This is a genomic window from Marinarcus sediminis (SeqCode) (assembly GCF_048571275.1).
Classification (GTDB): Bacteria; Campylobacterota; Campylobacteria; order Campylobacterales; family Arcobacteraceae; genus Marinarcus; species Marinarcus sediminis.
The window spans coordinates 1,451,828-1,470,167 of record NZ_CP182357.1 but is presented as its reverse complement, the minus strand read 5'-3'; the positions used below and the strand labels follow the sequence as shown (position 1 = coordinate 1,470,167).

Below are 18,340 nucleotides of genomic sequence, written 5' to 3'. Positions count from 1 at the left end.
TTTCATGCTATGCACTGAAACTTTCCTTGCTGAAATGGTCTCCTTGAATGAGATTAATTCCCATTTCTTGGGCTAATTTTAAATCCTTATCTGTGTTAATATTGGTTAAAATTACCTCTTGTTTATTGCTATTACAAAACAGTACAAATTGCTTTATAAATTCTTTATAAGTGTCATTATGTTGAACTTTTTTTATAAACTTTCTGTCGATTTTTATATATTTTGCTCTTTGCATGGCTTTAAAAGAGAAAATAGCTCCCTCACTTACAACACTATTTAATGACGATTGAAAATTATTTTTTTTAATCCATTTTGTAAATGATTTAATATTGGCATTGTATGAATCTTTGACCGAACCATTTTCTGTAATTCCAATAACAATATTTTCACGATAAGGGGTTAAAAACGTTTTCCAAAAATCTCTTTGTTCTTTGGTATGAACAGTTTTTGAATCAAAGTGTAAAAAAAGCGGTACCTCTTTTTTACAATTGTCAATTTGCAGTTTTTTATTCCGTTGTTCTAAATAGAAAAAAATTTTGCTGTTGTGATGAAGCTCTTTAAAAAACTTATTTGTAGATACCTCTTTTGTACCTAAAATAAACCGTGAATTTGCTTCATAGGCAAGTACTTTTAGCGTTTTTGCATCAATAATGGGAAGATATTCTGTGTAGTATTGAGCTTTTTTAATGAATGTTTTAATCTCTTCAATGTTCATAATACTCCTTAATTGCCTATTTTATCAACTCTTTGATTGCAACTTGGAAACATTATGATACAGCAGAACTATTTCAGCACATACTCTCTTGAACTTTTAAAATAATAGAAAATTTTGCCCCAAGATACTCGGCGCCATCAACAATAAATTTATCATTTTTAACACTGAGTTCACCTTTCATGTGATTGACAATAATTTCTCGAGACAGATACAATCCGATACCTGTCCCTTGTGTTTTATCTTTTGTCGTAAAATAAGGGTCAAAGATTTTGTCCAGAATGGTTTCATCAATGCCACCCCCATTATCTATAATAGTAATGATTGTATTGGCTTTATCTTTATAGAGCTCTATGCAGATCAGCCGTCGATATTTTATATCAATATTTTGGAGCAAAACATCTTTGGCATTATTGATAATATTCATTATGGCTTGTGCAAACTCATTTTTAAATCCAAAAATAGTAATATCATCTTTAAATCTTTTAATGATATCAATATGATTGCTTTTCATTGAGGAGTCCATAATTTGCAAATTTGAATTAATGGCATCAGTGACATTAAAATACTCTAACGATTCACTTTTTGAGAAGTATTTATTAAAAATATCAATTGTCGAAGAGAGTTCTTTGGTTGTTTGAACAATAAGATTTAATTCATTTTTTGCTTCATCTTGATGAAACAGATTGTACTCCATTTTCAAAACCATACCACTGGCACTTGAAGAGATAATACTCAAAGGTTGTCGCCATTGATGTGCAACATTTTCCAGCATCTCCCCCATGGATACCATTTTAGATTGTTGAAAAAGCACACCATCTTTTTGTCTGTTTTTATTGACCTCTTTTAAAATCTCATTTTTAAGTTTTTTATTAAACTTTTCAAGTTTTCTGGTTTTCTTTTTAACTTTCTCTTCTAACGTTTGATTGATATTTTTTAACTTGTTTTGATTAAATTCAATATCCTTTTTATATCGATTCAAAATAGATGTGATTTTTTTTGAAATAAAATAGGCAAAAAAAGACATAATAATCAATACGAAAAATGCAACTAAAACGACTTTTTTAATGCTCTTTTCTCGATTCAATAACTTCTTTTGAATTAATCTGTCAATTTTATCTTGACTCATTAAATTATTGCCCGATTGAGCTATAATTTCATGCAATTCATTCGTCTCATCTTCATATATTTTATTAAAATCACTGATTTGCAAATAGGTCACAACCACAATAATAAGCAGTATAAAAAAAATAGGACTTAAAAGAATCAGTTTAGGTAAATTTTTTTCATTAAACATTTATATTTTAAACTCTTTTTCTATCTCTTTGGCTCTTAAGTTACCCGTAACAGAGAGTTTGTTATCTACAATCAAACCATCACTTTTAAGATTTTTTAAATATTTTTTTCCATCTTTGAGTGTAAATACCCCTGCATCTTCTAATTTAATCAGCACATCATTTAAACTCTCATCATTGTGTTTGGTTAAAATTCCTAAGAGTAATACTTTTGTCTCTAAATCCAATGTAAAATCCTTTTATAATAATATGCGACCACAAAAAAAGCAATCCCTAAAACAACAGTAATCCATTCAAGAGAGATGAAACTTGCCATCACCCCTATAAAAAGTGTTGTAATAACATTTGAAAGCATAAAAATCATATCATTGTATGAAATCACTCTTCCCATATAACGCTGTTCTACATTCTCTTGTATATACGCATACGTTACAGACCAAATGGTTGTTGTCGTAAAGCCAGTAAAAAATATTGCAATTAAGGCAATATAAAAATTGAACTGAAAAATTCCCCACAAAACAATGGCAAGCCCTTGAAATATAAATATATAAGTCATTCTCTCTTTATTGACCCAATTGGTAATAAACAAAGGACCCACCATCAAAGCCAAAGCGCGCACAGCATTGGTAATACCAATGGATAAGGGTACAGCTATCACATAACGGTACTCATTTTTTGCCAACAGTGTTACGAGTGTATCAAAAGCAGTTAATCCCACACTTGAATGCAACAAAATTAATTGTAACACAAGTTTATTACTTTTTATATACAAAAACCCATCTTTTATCATACTTAAAAATGTCTCTTTTGTATGAATCATTTCTATTTTAAAATTTATATTTAAAAAAACAATAAGTGCCACTACAAAAAATAAAGCATCAATGATAATGGCAGTTTTTACCCCATAAAAATTGACCACGACTCCACTAATCGCCATCCCAAAAGCAAAAGTAAATGACCAAATAATAGAGTGGATTTCATTGGCTTTTTGCAAAGCAACTCCTGAAATCAATTTGGGCAACAACGACATTTCAGTTGAAAAAAACATAGAGGAACTGCCCATTCGAATAAAAATAAAAATCATCAAGAGCCAAAGCTGAGATTTATCACTGATTGTTAAAAACAATAACGTCATACACAACTCTGTTGCTATCAAGCAGAACATCAACGGTTTGATTCTAAATTTATCAATAATAACCCCAGAAAAAGGAGCAATAAATACTGCAGGCAGAAGATGCATCGCTGTTACTACTGAAATAGCAAAAGACGAAGAACCAAAATTGACCAGCATGGTATAAATAGCAACATTGGAAAACCATGCACCAAAATAGGCAATAAATTGTAAAAGGGAGAGTTGTCTAACAATGGGATATTGAGTGAATAAATTATAATAATTCAATGTTTAATAATACCTCTTGAAAAATGGCAGAGAAATTGGCTTCATCACTTTTATGCGAAGTTAAACAATTGACATTTTTTGCACCAGCATAAATAAGTATACAATTACTCTTCACATCATCGTTGAGTTGAATGACGAAATTTGCTTCACCATACAAAGAAGAAATTATAACCTTATCGCCCTGTTTAAATCCACTTGAAGAGTGCATATAAGCATGAGAGTCTACGTTAAACTGTGAATTTAATGAATCACTCCTTTTAGACGTAATCAAATAATATTGATTCTCCTCTTTATCTTCATATAAAGGTTCAATATCCAGCTCTTCTACAAACTCAAACTTCTCTATTTTTCTATTGATTTGGGGCTGAGTATTCATATAATAATCAACGATATCCTCTTCTTTTTTCATCGCTTTCAATGCAAATTGTTCAATTAAATACGCACTTAAGTCATATTCACTGATGGTGTTTTCATCTTTAGCTTGAACAGGTGTAGACAGAGCTTTATACTCATGTCCATATGAGAGTCGAACATCACTTTTGGCCAAAAAATGTGTTGAAGGAATAATCAAATGCGCATATTTCGCTGTATCATTCAGTGTCGTTCCAAAAAAAACCACGAAGGTCTCTTTTAAGCCTTCAATGACTCGTTTGCTGTTAGGAGCACTGATAACGGGATTTGCTCCTTGTATAAACACCAAATCATACTCTGCAAAATTGACACTGGGAATATCCACTCTCTTTTTAGGTTGTATGGGGAATTGATTTTCGTAACCATACGCAGAATCACTGAGATACCACAAACCACCTGCTTCTTTATTGTGTACCCCAATATACGCTGCAAAAGAGTCAATGCATCTCATAATAGAAGCAGCCTCATAATATTTTTCTACACCCAATCCCACCATAATAGCCACTTTTTTGTTTTTCATTAAATCCATGGCTTTTGAAACTTCACCTAAAGCTACCCCTATTGTGCTTTCATATGAGACTAGGGGTCGCTCTTTGGCCAAATCAAAAAACCAACTCTCCCCCTTGGCATACGCTTTAAAAGAGGCTTCATCTTCCATATCATTCATGTAAGCAAATCGGGTCATTAAAAGAGCCAGTTCATGGTCTGTTTTGGGATTGATTTGCAAATGAATTGCCGATTTTTTTGCAATTGGCGTTACCGTTGGATCAATGGTGATAAAGATTTTATCTTTGACAAGTCTGTACATATGAGAAGAAGTAACGGTAAAGTTTCTTCCCCAACATAGAATCACATCGGCATTTAAAAGGTTTTCAAAGGGCGGATTAATCACCGCACCTCTGCCAAGACGAAGGCCTTCGCCCCCTCCTCCATCACACAAACTTCCGCGTGTAAAAACGGCACCGTATTGATCAAAAAAAACTTTTGGTGCATTTTGCATGATGCCAATGTTGCCACTTCCTTTATAATACAACACTTTTGAAGGATCGGTTTGTTTAAGTCGTTCAACCAATATATTCAAAGATTCATCTAAGGTGATTTCATTATTTTGAAAAGTTGGTGTTGTTAAGGGTTCTTCTGAAATCAAATGAGCAAAATTTCTGCACAATTTACTTTGAGTAACCAGATGATTTGAATCGGGTTTACAATTGCCATTTTCAAACTTTGCTTGACATGCATCGTAACAATCAAGTGGGCAAGCAATACTATTATTTGAATTCAATTTTTACCAACTTTGAGAACTGTTTTGGGTTGTTCACAATAATTTCTGCTTTATATGATGAAATATGTGTAGCATCTGCAACTTTGTAGACTTTATCAATTTTTAAATCAGTAGCTTCATTGTCTAAATAAATTGTTTTTGACATTAACGATTCAACATCATTAATGGGAATAAAAATTTCTAACTTTGCTTTGGATAAATCTTTTGCTTCATATAAAAGGGTTCCAGGATTAACATAATCCCCTTTTTTTACACTGATATTATAGATATATCTGTTCTTTTCAAAAAGTTTTTTGTTTTTAATGTCATCTTCTAATTGTGCAATTTTAATCAATAAATCGGCTTTGGTTGACTGCAATGTTAATGCTTTTAACATTTGAGCATCTTTATCAAAATCAGATCGTGTAGTCACCTTTTTAAGTCGTTGATAGTTATTTTGTTCAATAGCAATCATGGCATCATAGGCTTTTAATTTATTTTTAGTCTGTTCTAAATCGATTTGATCAACTTTAGAATTCATCTCAACAATCAATGAATTTTTGGCATATTTTCCTTCAATTGAATCATTGGTATAGATAATTTCACCGCTGACCGTTGATTTGACCACATAACTTTGTATGGGTTCCAGTTTGGCATAAAACTCATTGGCATACAACGATAGACTCAAAAAAACCAATAATACTGTTTTCATTTTTATCCTTTATAATTTAAAGATTCTATTATTTTTATAATCTCTTTTTTCTTAATTTTTACATCTACATCACGCTTCTTCTCTAATTCAAAAATAATATCATCTAAACTGTTATTGATATTAACATACGGAATCAAGAGTTTAAGCAAGGCTTGTGTGCTTTTGCACTCTTTGATTTTTTTACTCAAAGGTTTTTCAATCTCTTTTTTAGGCTTTCTTTTATTTGAAATAAATTTCACAACAAAAAACAGAAAAATCGAAAAAAGTATACCATAAAGAAAAAAGAAAATATTGCTGCGCTTATCAATAACAACTTGCTCTTTTATTTGCCCGCTTTTTGGCTCTACTTTTGGCTGTTTTTCAAGGGTGACACTCTTTTGTGTGTTCGCATGAACGTTAACTTTATGGGCTTTGGTTTTAACTGTTTTTACTCTTTTGGTTTTTAAATCAAAATATGAAAATAAAAGAGATGAAATCTCATAATCTTCATTGGCAACAATTGAAAATGTTTTTTTATAACTTCCACAATATTCATTATTGACAAAGTCAAAACTCTTTTGAGCAGGGTTGTCATAAATTGTGGCATTGGGAATATTGAGTTTAAATTCTTTAATGTCATCAATATTTCCGCACCCTTTAATTTCAACATTATAACTCAAAGCATCACCGGCATTGACTTTTGTATGAGAAAGTTCATCGTTCATGGTGAAATCACCCACAACACTCACCCCTTCAGGCAACGGTTTTACTTCAAACTTCAACTCATTGGAATAGATTTTATCTATTTTTGTTGGTGTTCCAAAAAATGAGTATCGATTCACGCTCTCATCAAGCAGTGTAACAGAAATACTCGCAGGAGGTATCACTAACACTCCACTTTTTTGTGGGAAAACCACATATTTTAAAATATCAGTGGTAAAGTTACCCTCTTCAACCTTTTGTGCTTTGCCTATTTGTTTGACCCAAAAGTTTGAAAAATCAGGTGTGTTTAACGCCATGTCAAGAATTTGTTGCGTATTTTTATGTTTAAATTTAAAGGTTAAAAGAGCACTCTGCCCTGTGTAGAGTCTTTGTTTATTACTTAAAAGCGTAAAATCAAAATTATCATCATGTGTTTTCACCGCTTTTCGCATTGCAATATGTTTTTCTTGCGTAAAATAATCTTTCCCATCAATGGTGATTTTAAATGAAGGAATCGTAATATCTTTATTCGGAAAAAGTAAAAACTGTTTTTCAATGCGTTGCGTTCTTTGTGCATTGATAATGGAGATATTTTTTGAAGTATTGCTGTTTTGTACAACAAAACCATCAATCGAATCGATTTTAGGAAAGGTTACTGTTTCTCCATTGGCTACAATTGAAAAAACCAACGCTTCTCCTGACGTAAAACTTTTAGGAGCATCCATTTTTACATCGGCATGCAAACAACTCAATACAACACTAAAAAAGAGTAACCATTTAATTATCATTAATATTCTTCTTCAAAAATTTAAAATTCTAATGTGCCCTCAATAGCAAAATTTGCTTTTGAATCCAATTCTGCATGACTTAAAACTGCCACTTGAAGACCAAATTTCTCATATATTTCTGAAATTCTTTTTCTTAAAAGTGGGTCAACAACCATGGCAATTTTTGAAATACCTTTGGCATCAATTTTTTCAATTAACTCTTTGGTTTTAACCACGAGGGAGTTAATTTCACCAATACTTAACATCAACTGCGATACCCCATGTTGTTCTTGCAGTTTACTGATAAATTGTTGTTCCAAATCAGGTTTAATGGTAATGATATGTAAAACATTGTCCTCGCCTTTAAATCGTTGCGTAATCAGTCGATAAAGTTTACTTCTGACATGCTCAAGCAATACATCAGGGATTTTAGTGAACTCAGCAATATCTGCAACAGATTCAATGATGGTCAGCATATCCACAATTGGAATTTTTTCATGAAGCAGATCTCGACACACTTTTAAAAGAGTTCCATGCGTGGTAATTTTCATCGCCTCTTCAATAACAATTGGGAAGTTTTGTTTTAACCCTTCAACAATATCAACAATATCTTGCCGTGTAATGATATCTTCTGCATGTTTTTTAATGGTTTCAGACAGATGCGTTGAAATAATGGTTGGTGCATCAACAACAGTAAAGCCTTTCATCAGGGCTTCCTCTTTTTGACTCTCATCAATCCATGTGGCATCGAGGTTAAAGACAGGCTCTTTAACCTTTAATCCTTTGAGTTGTTCATTGCCAATTCCACCCATTGCAAGGAGTTTTTTGGCTTGTACGCTTCCACTTATGATAGGGATTCTTTTTAAATGCAATTTATATTGGTCAGGTTGTAAATTGACATCATCTGAAATTCTAATTTGCGGAATAACAAACCCCAATTCCGTTGCAATTGATTTTCGGATACCTCTTATTTTATCAAGTAACTCTGAGTTTCCTTGAACCAATTGAAGCAATCTTACTCCCAGTTTTAACTCCAGAACTTCCATTTTCATGATACTTTCTAACGTTTTTTCTTCATTAGGTTTATTTGAAAGCATTTTCTCTTTTTTAACTTCATCTAAATCTTTACTGTGAACAGATGTTTTGGCACTGTCTTTGCCTTTAAAGAATTTGGTCACTGCATTACTTTGTTCATCTTCAATCATATAAATGGCATATCCAATAAAGGATAAAGAGATTCCCATAATCATAAGAATTCCTGTTGGAAATCCTGGCACAAAACCAAAAAGAACCAAGGCAATACCAACTAAAATAAGTGATTTACTGTCTTTAACCAGTTGAGAAATCGATTGATTTGCAAATCGCTCGTCATCCATGTTTGACCGTGTAATGATAATCGCAGTTGCAGTTGAAAGTACTAAAGCAGGAATTTGCGCAACCAAACCATCCCCAATGGTTAAAATAGTATAAATTTCACCACTTTGTGCCACCGTCATATCATGTTGAAAAAGACCAATTAACAATCCACCAATTAAGTTAACCAGCGTAATGATAATACCTGCAACGGCATCACCTTTTACAAACTTAGATGACCCATCCATGGCTCCATAAAAGTTTGCTTCTTGAATGAGCATTTTTCTTCTGACTTGTGCCTCTTTATCATCAATAAAACCTGCATTCAAATCTGCATCGATGGCCATTTGTTTCCCAGGCATAGAATCCAATGTAAATCTTGCTGTTACTTCAGCAACTCTTGTTGCTCCTTTAGTAACAACCATGAAGTTAATTAAAACCAAAATAACAAATACAATGATTCCAATCACCATATTTCCACCAACTACAAACTCTCCAAAAGCTGAAATAATTGAACTGACTGCTTCAGGACCATTGTGTCCTTCACTTAAAATTGAACGAGTCGTGGCAATATTTAAAGAGAGTCTAAAAAGAGCTAAAATAAGAATCAATGTAGGAAAAGTCGTCAGATCTGATGGTTTTTGAATATACAAAGATATTAATAAAACCAAAAGAGCTAACGCCAAGGAAATGACTAAAAAAAAGTCTAATAAAAACTTTGGAAGAGGAACAATGATAATCATTAAAATTGCAACAAAGAGTGCAACCGTAACTAAATCCCTTGAAAATATCCTCTTTAAGAAATTCATTTATATACTAAAAACTTTTCTAACTATTTTAAAAAATTGATCAAACTAAGACCATTCATTTTTGATATGGTTGAATACAGTGCTGTATACGTCATCTCTAAAGATTTTGATTCCAAAGCCAATTTTGTTAAATCAGCAGAATTGTTCTCTATGGACAAGGTGTTAAAATTGGTTATTTTTGCCGACAACGTTACACTGGCATCTTCAATAATTTTATTTCTTGACCCCACTTTTGAGTGTGCAATACTTACCGCATCTTGGGCAGAAATTATTCTGTCCATATATGAACGAATCAAATCATCTTGTTGTGTTGCTGTAATTGGAGTCACACCATCAGATAAATCATACCCGTTCAGTGTTGTAATAATATCATCCAAATCGTTGAAGATGTTATGTTTTGATTCCATAATCATAGCAGGATCTGAAATGGTTGCAGTTCTGTATTTTGGTTCCAATAGCCCTGTATCCGTTCCTCCATCGACAATACCATCACCATTATCAATTTGCGTAACAGCCAAAACATTACCTGTTAAATTGCCATACTTATCAAATTGTCTGACTTCTAAAGCAGGTGCTGTTGCTGAAGTTGATGTAAATGAAGTGACGTTGTTTGAAGCACCATCTTGAAAACCATCTGCAAGATTATTTTTAAATTGATATCCACCATTGAGTTTAATCACAGGAATAGATACGGTTCCATCAGTAAGTGTTGAGTTTAATGTATCCAAAGTCCACGTTGTACCATTGTTATCGGTAATCGTATCTGTGGCAAAAAAATCAAGTTTTTCACCCACGCCAGAAGTTTCTGGGAAGTCCCATGTATTACCTGAATTATCAATAATCTTTTCGCTGGCAAGAAAATCTAAACTTTGACCCACAATTGCAGTATCTGCAGTATACATAAAAGCGTCATAACCTGTAGCACCTCTGTCTCGATAACTGTTTGGCTCAACAGGAACTTGTTTTAAAACCGAATCCCCTTGATACGTTATCTTGCCATTCGCATCTTTCACAAACGGCTGTTCAGTTGAATTTGAACCCGCAAAAAGATACTCATTATTCATGCTTAAGTTCGCCCAAGTAAACATATTTTCTCTGATTCCTCGAAACTCTGTTGCAACGGCCGTTTTATCACTTTGTTGCATACCTGCATTTAATGTTTTTAACATATTAACTTTAATGTTTTCAAGTGATAATTTGACATCCGCTAACGTGGAATCAATGCTATCATTCATTGTCATGACTTTTTTTACTTGAGACTCTACACCTTCATACGTTCTTATCTTATCGGCGAAGTATAAATCTTTTGTAAAAACAGCAGTATCATCACTTCCGTATTGCAGAATCTCTTTCGTACTTGTTTGATACGAGATGCGTTCATTTTCTCTGTTCAAATTGCTTAATCTGAACATCATTTGATCAGTTGTATTAATCATTTGTCACCTCCTTGAATAGGCTTAAAATCTCTTCATAACTAAAATGTTCTTGTGTTCCCTGCGTCAAAAACTCACGGAGTTTCTCTTTTTTGGCCAATGCATTGTCCAACTCTTTGTCCATACCAGACTTGTATGCACCAACACGAACAAGGACTTCATTTTCCTTTATTAACGATAATACTCTTTTTAACTTTAAAAATCCATTATAGTGTTCTTTATCAACAACTTTGTCCATGACCCTAGAAGCTGATTTTAATAAATCAATGGGAGGATAAAATCCTTGTTCTGTTAATTCACGTGTCAATACAATATGTCCATCAAGAATTGACCGACTCTGATCTGCAATAGGATCATTCATATCATCTCCGTCCACCAAGACCGTAAAGAATGCCGTAATAGAGCCTTTTTTGTTGTTTCCTGCTCTCTCCATTAATTGAGGTAAAAGGGCAAAAACTGAAGGGGGATAGCCACGACTTACAGGAGGTTCTCCCGTACTTAACCCAATCTCTCTTTGAGCCATAGCAAATCGTGTAACAGAATCCATCATCAATAAAACATCATGTCCCTTATCTCGAAAAAATTCTGCAATGGCCATGGCAGTAAAGGCTCCATATTTTCTCATTAATGCAGATTCATCACTCGTAGCTGCAATAATGATGGTATTTTCCAAATTATTATTCAAGTTATAATGGATAAATTCGGGAATCTCTCTTCCCCTCTCTCCAATGAGTGCCACCACTTTTATTTGGGCTTCACACCCTTTAACAATCATTCCCATAAGAGTAGATTTTCCCACACCACTTCCTGCAAAAATACCAATTTTTTGCCCCTTACCAGAAGTGAGCATTGAATCAATTGATTTTACCCCTGTTGAAAATCTTTTATCTATAATTCCTCGTTCTAAAGCTGGCATTGAGAGTTTATTAATGGCTGAGTTCTCTTCTAAATTGACTATTTTGCCTTTGTCGTCAATGGGTTCACCCAAAGCATTAATAACACGTCCAAGTAGTCCATATCCACTCTTAACCGACAATCCCTCTTTTTGTAAAAAAACTTTATCATGAATTCTAAATCCATCAATAAATGAGAAAGGAACGACAGTAAAATCATCACTGTTAATTGACGCGACCATGCCTAAAACCGTATATAAATGCTGTTGAGATTCAATTTTAACCAAATCCCCAACCGCCACTTCAAGCCCTGTTGCTGTAATTGTCGTTGAACTGATATACTTAATTCTTCCAAATGGCAATATGAGATTATCTTCAGTTATATTGTTTAAAAATGCATCAATATCAATCATTAAAGTTCATCACACATTTTTTTATACAAACTGGTTGTTGATGGGTCTAATGCTTTGCACTTTTGAAGAACCTCATCATATTTGGGTTGGTTTTTTGTCAATTCATACAGTTTAATCATCTCATAATAGACTTGTGCTAATTCATTGTTCTTAATGTTTCGAGGATTGGTTAAACTCTCTTCTAAATAACTCAAGGCCTTAGCATAATTGGATTGACTTTTTTCATACTTTGCCAACTCCAATTCAACAGAAGGAGAATAGACATGAGCATTAAACTCTTTTTGTTTATTGTAAAGTTGATCCAACACATTTTTTGCCTCTTCATTTTTCCCTATTTGCAATAAATAAAAATAGTATTGATAATAAAAATCTATAATCATAGGGTTATTTTGATTGTTTTCTATCAACGTGGGATTTTTTATTGCATAATTAAAAAAACGCTTCATTGAAAGTGGATTTTGTTGTGTATTTAAAATTTTAAATCGATATAAAAACTCCTCTTCTAAAATCTTTTTATCATTAAGCATTTCAATTTTTGCAGCATATTTAAGCGCCTCATCAATGTGTCCTAAAGCAAAAGCAATTCTCTCTAAGTAGAAATAAATTTTGGCATCCCTTGAATTAAATAGAGCCTCTTTTGTTGTAACAAACTCCTCTTCATTGGGAACTTCCAAGAGACATTCAAAAAATTTATATTTGGTATACTCATCTTCAACTAATCTGACCAATGCCTCTTTTGTTGATCGTTTTAAAGCATCATTTAAATCTTTACATTTCCCGTTCATGAGATATTGTTTAATCAATAAAATTCGTACTCCATCTAAAACATCATTCAAACTTTTATATCCAAATCGTTTATAAATCTCTGGTGCAATTTTTTTATACACCTTTTCAGAACGCAATACAAACTCGTACTTCTCTTCTTTAATCGCATTGAGCATCTCTTGCATGATGACTTTTTGTTGCATAGAAGCCGATTCAAAATATTTTGCATTTAAAATAGCAGGTTCAATTTTACCTTCACGCATTAAAATTTCATCAATGATCATTTTTGCTCTTTTGGCATATTTCCCATCGGGATAATCATTGAGGATATCTTTGTAAAGCTCTTTTGCTTTCATCATATTGACCATTTTGGGGTCATACATTAACATATAGGTTTCAGCTAATTTAAATTTAAAGTCTTCTATCGCATCAATATTTTTTGTACGTTTTAGCAACTCTTCTAAAATTTCAGCGGCAAAATTTGGCATATCGTTTTTAATGAGTTTATCGACTTTAGTAATGGCTAAAAAACTGTCATTGGCATAATAATCAATATTTTTATGTAACACTTGCCCTGCTAAAGTGTAGGCTTCTTCTCTTTTATCATCTAAAATATAGACATCAAAAAGTTCATCTGCAACAACAGTAGCAATATTAATATCGGTTGTTTTGGTTAACAAATCATACAAAACCAAAGTGGCTTTTTTAAACTCTTGCTTATAAAGATGCAGTTTAGCCAAATAGATTTTCCCATACGCTTTTATAATGGGCGTATCAAAATTGTTGGTCAAAATATCAATAAAATATTTTGCATCATTGGGTTTATTTGCAGCCAATTTTAACTCAATCAAAATCATGTAGGCTTTTGCCAAATCTTCTTCATGAATGGCCGAACGATTAATTGCATCTTCCAAATATTTAGCACCCTCAATGGCAAAACGTTTTAAGCCTTTTTTCAGTGCAAATTCAGATTCAAGTAAAATAATATCGGATTCTAAAAGAGGAACTTTATTTCTTTGTTTAAAGGTCATCAATCTTTTATTGGCTTCATCAATGGTAGCTTGTTTAGCTGTTTTTTTAATGTTTTCTAAGGTCGCATACCCTTCTAAGAGCTCTTGTTTTCTATCTTCTTCTATTTGTTGTCCACTGGAATTAATAAAACTGTAATAAAAATCTTTTTTGGCATATGAAAAAAGAGATAATAAAATAAGCGCTAATACTATTTTCAAATCTTTCCTTTATTTTTTCTTTAATTCATACACGTAAGAGAAAATCTCTGCAATTGCCTTATAGAACTCTTCAGGAATTTGCTGTTCAACTTCAATTTGATTATATAAAGCCCTTGCTAATGCAGGGTTCTCAATAATTGGGATTTTATTTTCTCGTGCAACATCTTTTATTTTAATGGCCATAAAATCAATCCCCTTAGCCACAACTACAGGTGCTGAAGTTACTTTTGAATCATACTTCATGGCAATGGCATAATGTGTTGGATTGGTGATAACTACATCCGCATCAGGAACATTACTCATCATTCTCTTCATGGACATTTCCATTTGAATTCGACGAATTCTGGCTTTAATTTGAGGATCCCCATCCATATTTTTATATTCATCTTTTATATCTTGCTTACTCATACGCAATGATTTAAAATAATAAAATCGTGTAAAATAAAAATCTATTATAGCAAAAATAATTATAATAAAGAGTATGGCCGATAAAAAATAGATAATCAGTGTTACCATAGAATCTAAAGAAGCAGGAAGTTCTTTATCCATCAGCGCTAAAATTGAATCCCCTGTAATTAAAAAAAGTATCACCATCACCGTAAATATAATTAACAGTTTAAAGGTTAGTTTCAGAGCTTCCAACCCTTTTTTCAGTGAAAAAACATTTTTTAATCCAGTTATTGGATCAAGTTTTTGCAGATCAAACTTCATTGGAGTCATAATCATTCCAAACTGCATCCAATTGAATGAAAACGTTAAAATAACCACCAATACAAAAACAGGCAAGAGTGCATAGATTGCGGTAGTCACAAGGGTATAAGTAATAGAGTAAAAAACCGTACTGTCCAAATCTTGACCTATAAAACTGTAAACAAAAAGCATCATTTTTTTAATTTGATTGTATGTAAAACTTGAAAAAAATATTAAATATACGGTTCCAAATAAGAGTGTGGCAGCCCCAACAACTTCTGCTGATTTAGGAACATTCCCTTTCTCTTTGGCATCTTGAATCTTCTTCTCGGTGGGTTCTTCTGTTTTGTCATCATCATCAGCCATACATTGTTCCTAAAGTTTAATTAAACTTTATCTCCTATTGGTAAAAGTACTACATTATATTGAATATATGTATAAAATCAACTAAATTTACTGATATAATAATTGGTAAAATTTTCTGCAAATATTTCAAGCCCGAACATCATAAAAAGAAAAATCAAAAGAAATTTCAATTGAAAAGTAATTACAAATGGAGAAAAAGCAGGCATTGATTTTGTTCCATATCCATAATAAACATCCATGATAAATCCAATAAAAAACAGAGGAAATGCAAAGGAAAAAGCAAAAGCAAACATTCTTTTTATCTCTTGAATGGCCAGTTCTATCCCATTATAAGAAAAAACATCAAATGCCCCTAAATGTACCATACTAAAACTCTTCGCAAGCATCAATATTGTCACCTCGTACAATCCTGTTTCAAAAAAAATCAAAATAGCAATAATATACAAAAAGCGACTGATAATTCCCTCATTTGAACCCGTACTTGGGTCAAACATGCTGGACATAGATAGTGCCGTTGCATACCCAATTAAATCTCCAATAATTTTAACGGCAGAAAATACGATATTAAATAAAAATGACGCAACCAAGCCCAATGTAATTTCACTGATTAAGGCTCCAACAAACATCTCTTGCGTTACACTGTTTTGAATATCAATAAAAGGATAGATAAATATGGTTAAATAAAAAGCCAATGCAATCCTAATAGTAGGAGACACAGCCGTATGAGAGAACACTGGCATAAAGGCAATAAATGCAACAATTCGTGCCAGTAAAAGTAAAAAGGTAAAGAGTATACCTTCATCAAGAAGTGATAACAAAGCCTCCATTACATATAATGAGATGATTGCTTAGAGGCTTGTTCGTCTTTACTTGTTAATCTTTCAAGAACTTCACTTGTTGATCGGTGATTTTGTTGCCCTCTTCCACTGTTGTTACTGCTGTCATTATTTGAACTTTGACCTTCTCCACCTTGCATATTAAAATCCAAAGAGAAGTTTGTTTCATCAGAGAAGTTTTTAACCAAGGCAGCTCTTAACACACTTTGATTATCGACAAAAGAGTCTAATGTAGCAGAGTTTGACATATTTAAACTGATGGTCAATCCATTCTCTTTTTCACTCTTAATTAAAACGGCAATTGAACCCAAATGTGTCGGATTCAAATTCATTCTAAATGCGGTCACGGGAGGCTTATAATTTAAGTACATGTTTCGTGCCACATCCGACATCATAGAATTCATCTGTTGTCTTGCTCCAATTATTCTATTCTCAATATTATAGACATTAACTGCAGATATGTTTAATTCAACTGCCGTGTCATCTGTGGCTTTTGACATGGTCGAAGAAACTGCACTGTTTTGTGCCACTACGGCATCAACAGCTTTTGTAATATCTTGTTTTATCATATCTCGACTGACAGATAATTTATTTAAAAAATCTGCTTTTACCTTGTTTTTAAACTCTTCTTCTTTTGAAATAATTTCAACTTCATCTAATCCCAGATCTAAAAAATCGGCACTTTTTTGAATATCATCCACCGAAGTTGCATCTAAAGCCATCTGTTTCCCCACAGAATTTTGAAGCATAGAAGATTCGTTGATGGATTTTTGTTGTGACGTTAAATAGATATTGGTTAATACAGGATCCGTTGAACTTTTAGTGCTTTGAGCAAGAGGATTTGTGGATTTTTGAACCTCTGCACTCTCTTCATCTTCTTTTATGGTAACTTTACTCTGTGCTATTAAGTTATCTAAAAGTGATTTGCTCTCTTGTTTGTTTTCAACTGTTTTTGTGGTTTCAGGTTTTAACTTTTCTAAACTTTCTTTTGAAACATTCAGAGGTTTTGTATCACTCTGTGATCCGATTTTTGCTAACTCTTCTGCCACTTTTGTATTAACAGGCTTACTTGAAGTAACTTCAGGAACCGTAGATGTTTTGCCTTTTTCTAAAACAGGCACACTCTCTTTCATCACAGAAGCAGATGTTTCTGTTTTTACTTTTACATCTTCGGGTATGGTTTTATTTTTTGCATCTTCTGTTTTGTCATTTTCAATTTGTTTGTTGGCTTGTTTCACCATAGCGTCTAATAAATTGTTCTCTTTTTTATTTTCACTCTCTTTTGGTTGAATTTCATCAGGACTATTTTTAAGCACTTGATTATTATTTTTTACCTCTAAAGTCTCATTTTTTACGCTTATATTTGAATCACTTTTATTGGGAACGGCTGCACTCTCTTTGCTTTGAGTATTCACAGGAACTTCAGCCGTTTGTTTCACTGTTTCATTAATGACTTTCTCACCTTTAGAAACCGAAACATTCACTTGAGCTGTTTTTACTTGATCACTGTTTTTACTCTCTTGATTGGTTGAAGCACTCTCTACAACGGTTTTGATTTCATCCTTAGGTTGCATTATTGCTTGTTCAAGTGATTTATCCACTGAAACAGCTGTTTTTTTATCTTTAGGTATCTCTTGGGCGGATTCATCTTGAGTTTTTTGATTCGTTTTTGTCTCTTTGTTCTCTTCTGTTTTTGTCTCTTTTGTCTCTTGAACTGGTGAGTTGGTTTTTACCTCTTCTGGTTTCACTTCAGTGGCAATTTCAGAAACTTTTGGTTGAATCAATATATCTTTGGTTACATCTGTTTTTACTTTTAACGGCAACTCTTTATCTTTTTCAACATCACTGCTATTTGCTTCTTTTAATGAAGGCTCTTTCGTACTCAAATCATCTGTTAAAGAAGGCTCTGATTGCGAAGTTTTAGGCTCAAGCGTTGTGCCTGTTGTAGTAGGAGTATCTTCTTCTAAAGAGCTCATCTCTTCTTTGTTTTCCATTGAACTGTTTGCATCTATTATCATTCTATCCAAAAGTGAAAGCGTCGGATTCTCTTTACTCTTTTTTTCTGAAGTTACCTCTTTTTTTGCAGTATCACTCTTATCAGAAGTTTTTATCTTTGTTGTATCTTGTTTTGTCGGAGTAATGACTTCACTTGCAGAAGCTTCAGCTTCTTGCTCTGGCTTTGTTAACCCACTCAACATGGAATCAAACAACGATGGTTCGCTTTTGACCTCTTTGGTTGTTGTGCTTTGTTTTGCAGTAGTGTTTTTTGACTCTTGAGCTTGAGTGGTTAAAAAACTCATTTCCTTAGTCATTGG

General features: G+C 32.9%; 14 protein-coding genes. All 14 read right to left on the bottom strand.

Features of this window, described 5'->3' with window-relative positions:
- Positions 1 to 7: 7 nt before the first annotated feature.
- A complete protein-coding gene (locus ACNI3C_RS07365; RefSeq protein WP_419769173.1) occupies positions 8 to 715 on the bottom strand; it encodes an EAL domain-containing protein in 708 nt (235 codons plus the stop codon).
- Positions 716 to 788: 73 nt separating this feature from the next.
- Positions 789 to 2,009, bottom strand: a complete 1,221-nt coding sequence (locus ACNI3C_RS07360) for a sensor histidine kinase (protein ID WP_419769172.1) — start codon at positions 2,007 to 2,009, stop codon at positions 789 to 791.
- Positions 2,010 to 2,234: a hypothetical protein gene (locus ACNI3C_RS07355; RefSeq protein WP_419769171.1), complete on the bottom strand. Its 225-nt coding sequence runs from the start codon at positions 2,232 to 2,234 to the stop codon at positions 2,010 to 2,012.
- Positions 2,225 to 3,406: an MFS transporter gene (locus tag ACNI3C_RS07350; RefSeq protein WP_419769170.1), complete on the bottom strand. Its 1,182-nt coding sequence runs from the start codon at positions 3,404 to 3,406 to the stop codon at positions 2,225 to 2,227. Before ACNI3C_RS07350 ends, ACNI3C_RS07355 begins: the two co-directional genes overlap by 10 nt.
- Complete coding sequence (locus ACNI3C_RS07345; protein ID WP_419769169.1) at positions 3,393 to 5,099, bottom strand: molybdopterin-dependent oxidoreductase; 1,707 nt, start codon at positions 5,097 to 5,099, stop codon at positions 3,393 to 3,395. The genes ACNI3C_RS07350 and ACNI3C_RS07345 overlap by 14 nt, the downstream gene beginning before the upstream one ends.
- Positions 5,086 to 5,790: an efflux RND transporter periplasmic adaptor subunit gene (locus ACNI3C_RS07340; protein WP_419769168.1), complete on the bottom strand. Its 705-nt coding sequence runs from the start codon at positions 5,788 to 5,790 to the stop codon at positions 5,086 to 5,088. The genes ACNI3C_RS07345 and ACNI3C_RS07340 overlap by 14 nt, the downstream gene beginning before the upstream one ends.
- A gap of 2 nt (positions 5,791 to 5,792) precedes the next feature.
- Positions 5,793 to 7,259 carry a BatD family protein gene (locus ACNI3C_RS07335; protein ID WP_419769167.1) on the bottom strand — a complete coding sequence of 489 codons (1,467 nt, stop codon included), beginning with the start codon at positions 7,257 to 7,259 and terminating at the stop codon, positions 5,793 to 5,795.
- A 20-nt stretch (positions 7,260 to 7,279) separates the two neighbouring features.
- Complete coding sequence (gene flhA, locus ACNI3C_RS07330; RefSeq protein WP_419769166.1) at positions 7,280 to 9,400, bottom strand: flagellar biosynthesis protein FlhA; 2,121 nt, start codon at positions 9,398 to 9,400, stop codon at positions 7,280 to 7,282.
- Between the two features lie 23 nt (positions 9,401 to 9,423).
- On the bottom strand, positions 9,424 to 10,836 hold the full coding sequence (locus tag ACNI3C_RS07325) for a flagellar hook-associated protein FlgL (RefSeq protein ID WP_419769165.1): 1,413 nt from the start codon (positions 10,834 to 10,836) through the stop codon (positions 9,424 to 9,426).
- Positions 10,829 to 12,139 carry a flagellar protein export ATPase FliI gene (fliI, locus tag ACNI3C_RS07320; RefSeq protein ID WP_419769164.1) on the bottom strand — a complete coding sequence of 437 codons (1,311 nt, stop codon included), beginning with the start codon at positions 12,137 to 12,139 and terminating at the stop codon, positions 10,829 to 10,831. The genes ACNI3C_RS07325 and fliI overlap by 8 nt, the downstream gene beginning before the upstream one ends.
- Complete coding sequence (locus tag ACNI3C_RS07315; protein ID WP_419769163.1) at positions 12,139 to 14,133, bottom strand: tetratricopeptide repeat protein; 1,995 nt, start codon at positions 14,131 to 14,133, stop codon at positions 12,139 to 12,141. Before ACNI3C_RS07315 ends, fliI begins: the two co-directional genes overlap by 1 nt.
- Before the next feature lie 9 nt (positions 14,134 to 14,142).
- Entirely contained in the window at positions 14,143 to 15,189 is a 1,047-nt protein-coding gene (gene flhB / locus ACNI3C_RS07310) for a flagellar biosynthesis protein FlhB (RefSeq protein ID WP_419769162.1), read from the bottom strand.
- A 77-nt stretch (positions 15,190 to 15,266) separates the two neighbouring features.
- Positions 15,267 to 16,016 (bottom strand): flagellar biosynthetic protein FliR, encoded by a 750-nt coding sequence (locus tag ACNI3C_RS07305; RefSeq protein ID WP_419769161.1) that lies wholly within the window; start codon positions 16,014 to 16,016, stop codon positions 15,267 to 15,269.
- Entirely contained in the window at positions 16,016 to 18,337 is a 2,322-nt protein-coding gene (gene fliK, locus ACNI3C_RS07300) for a flagellar hook-length control protein FliK (protein WP_419769160.1), read from the bottom strand. Before fliK ends, ACNI3C_RS07305 begins: the two co-directional genes overlap by 1 nt.
- Positions 18,338 to 18,340: the final 3 nt, after the last annotated feature.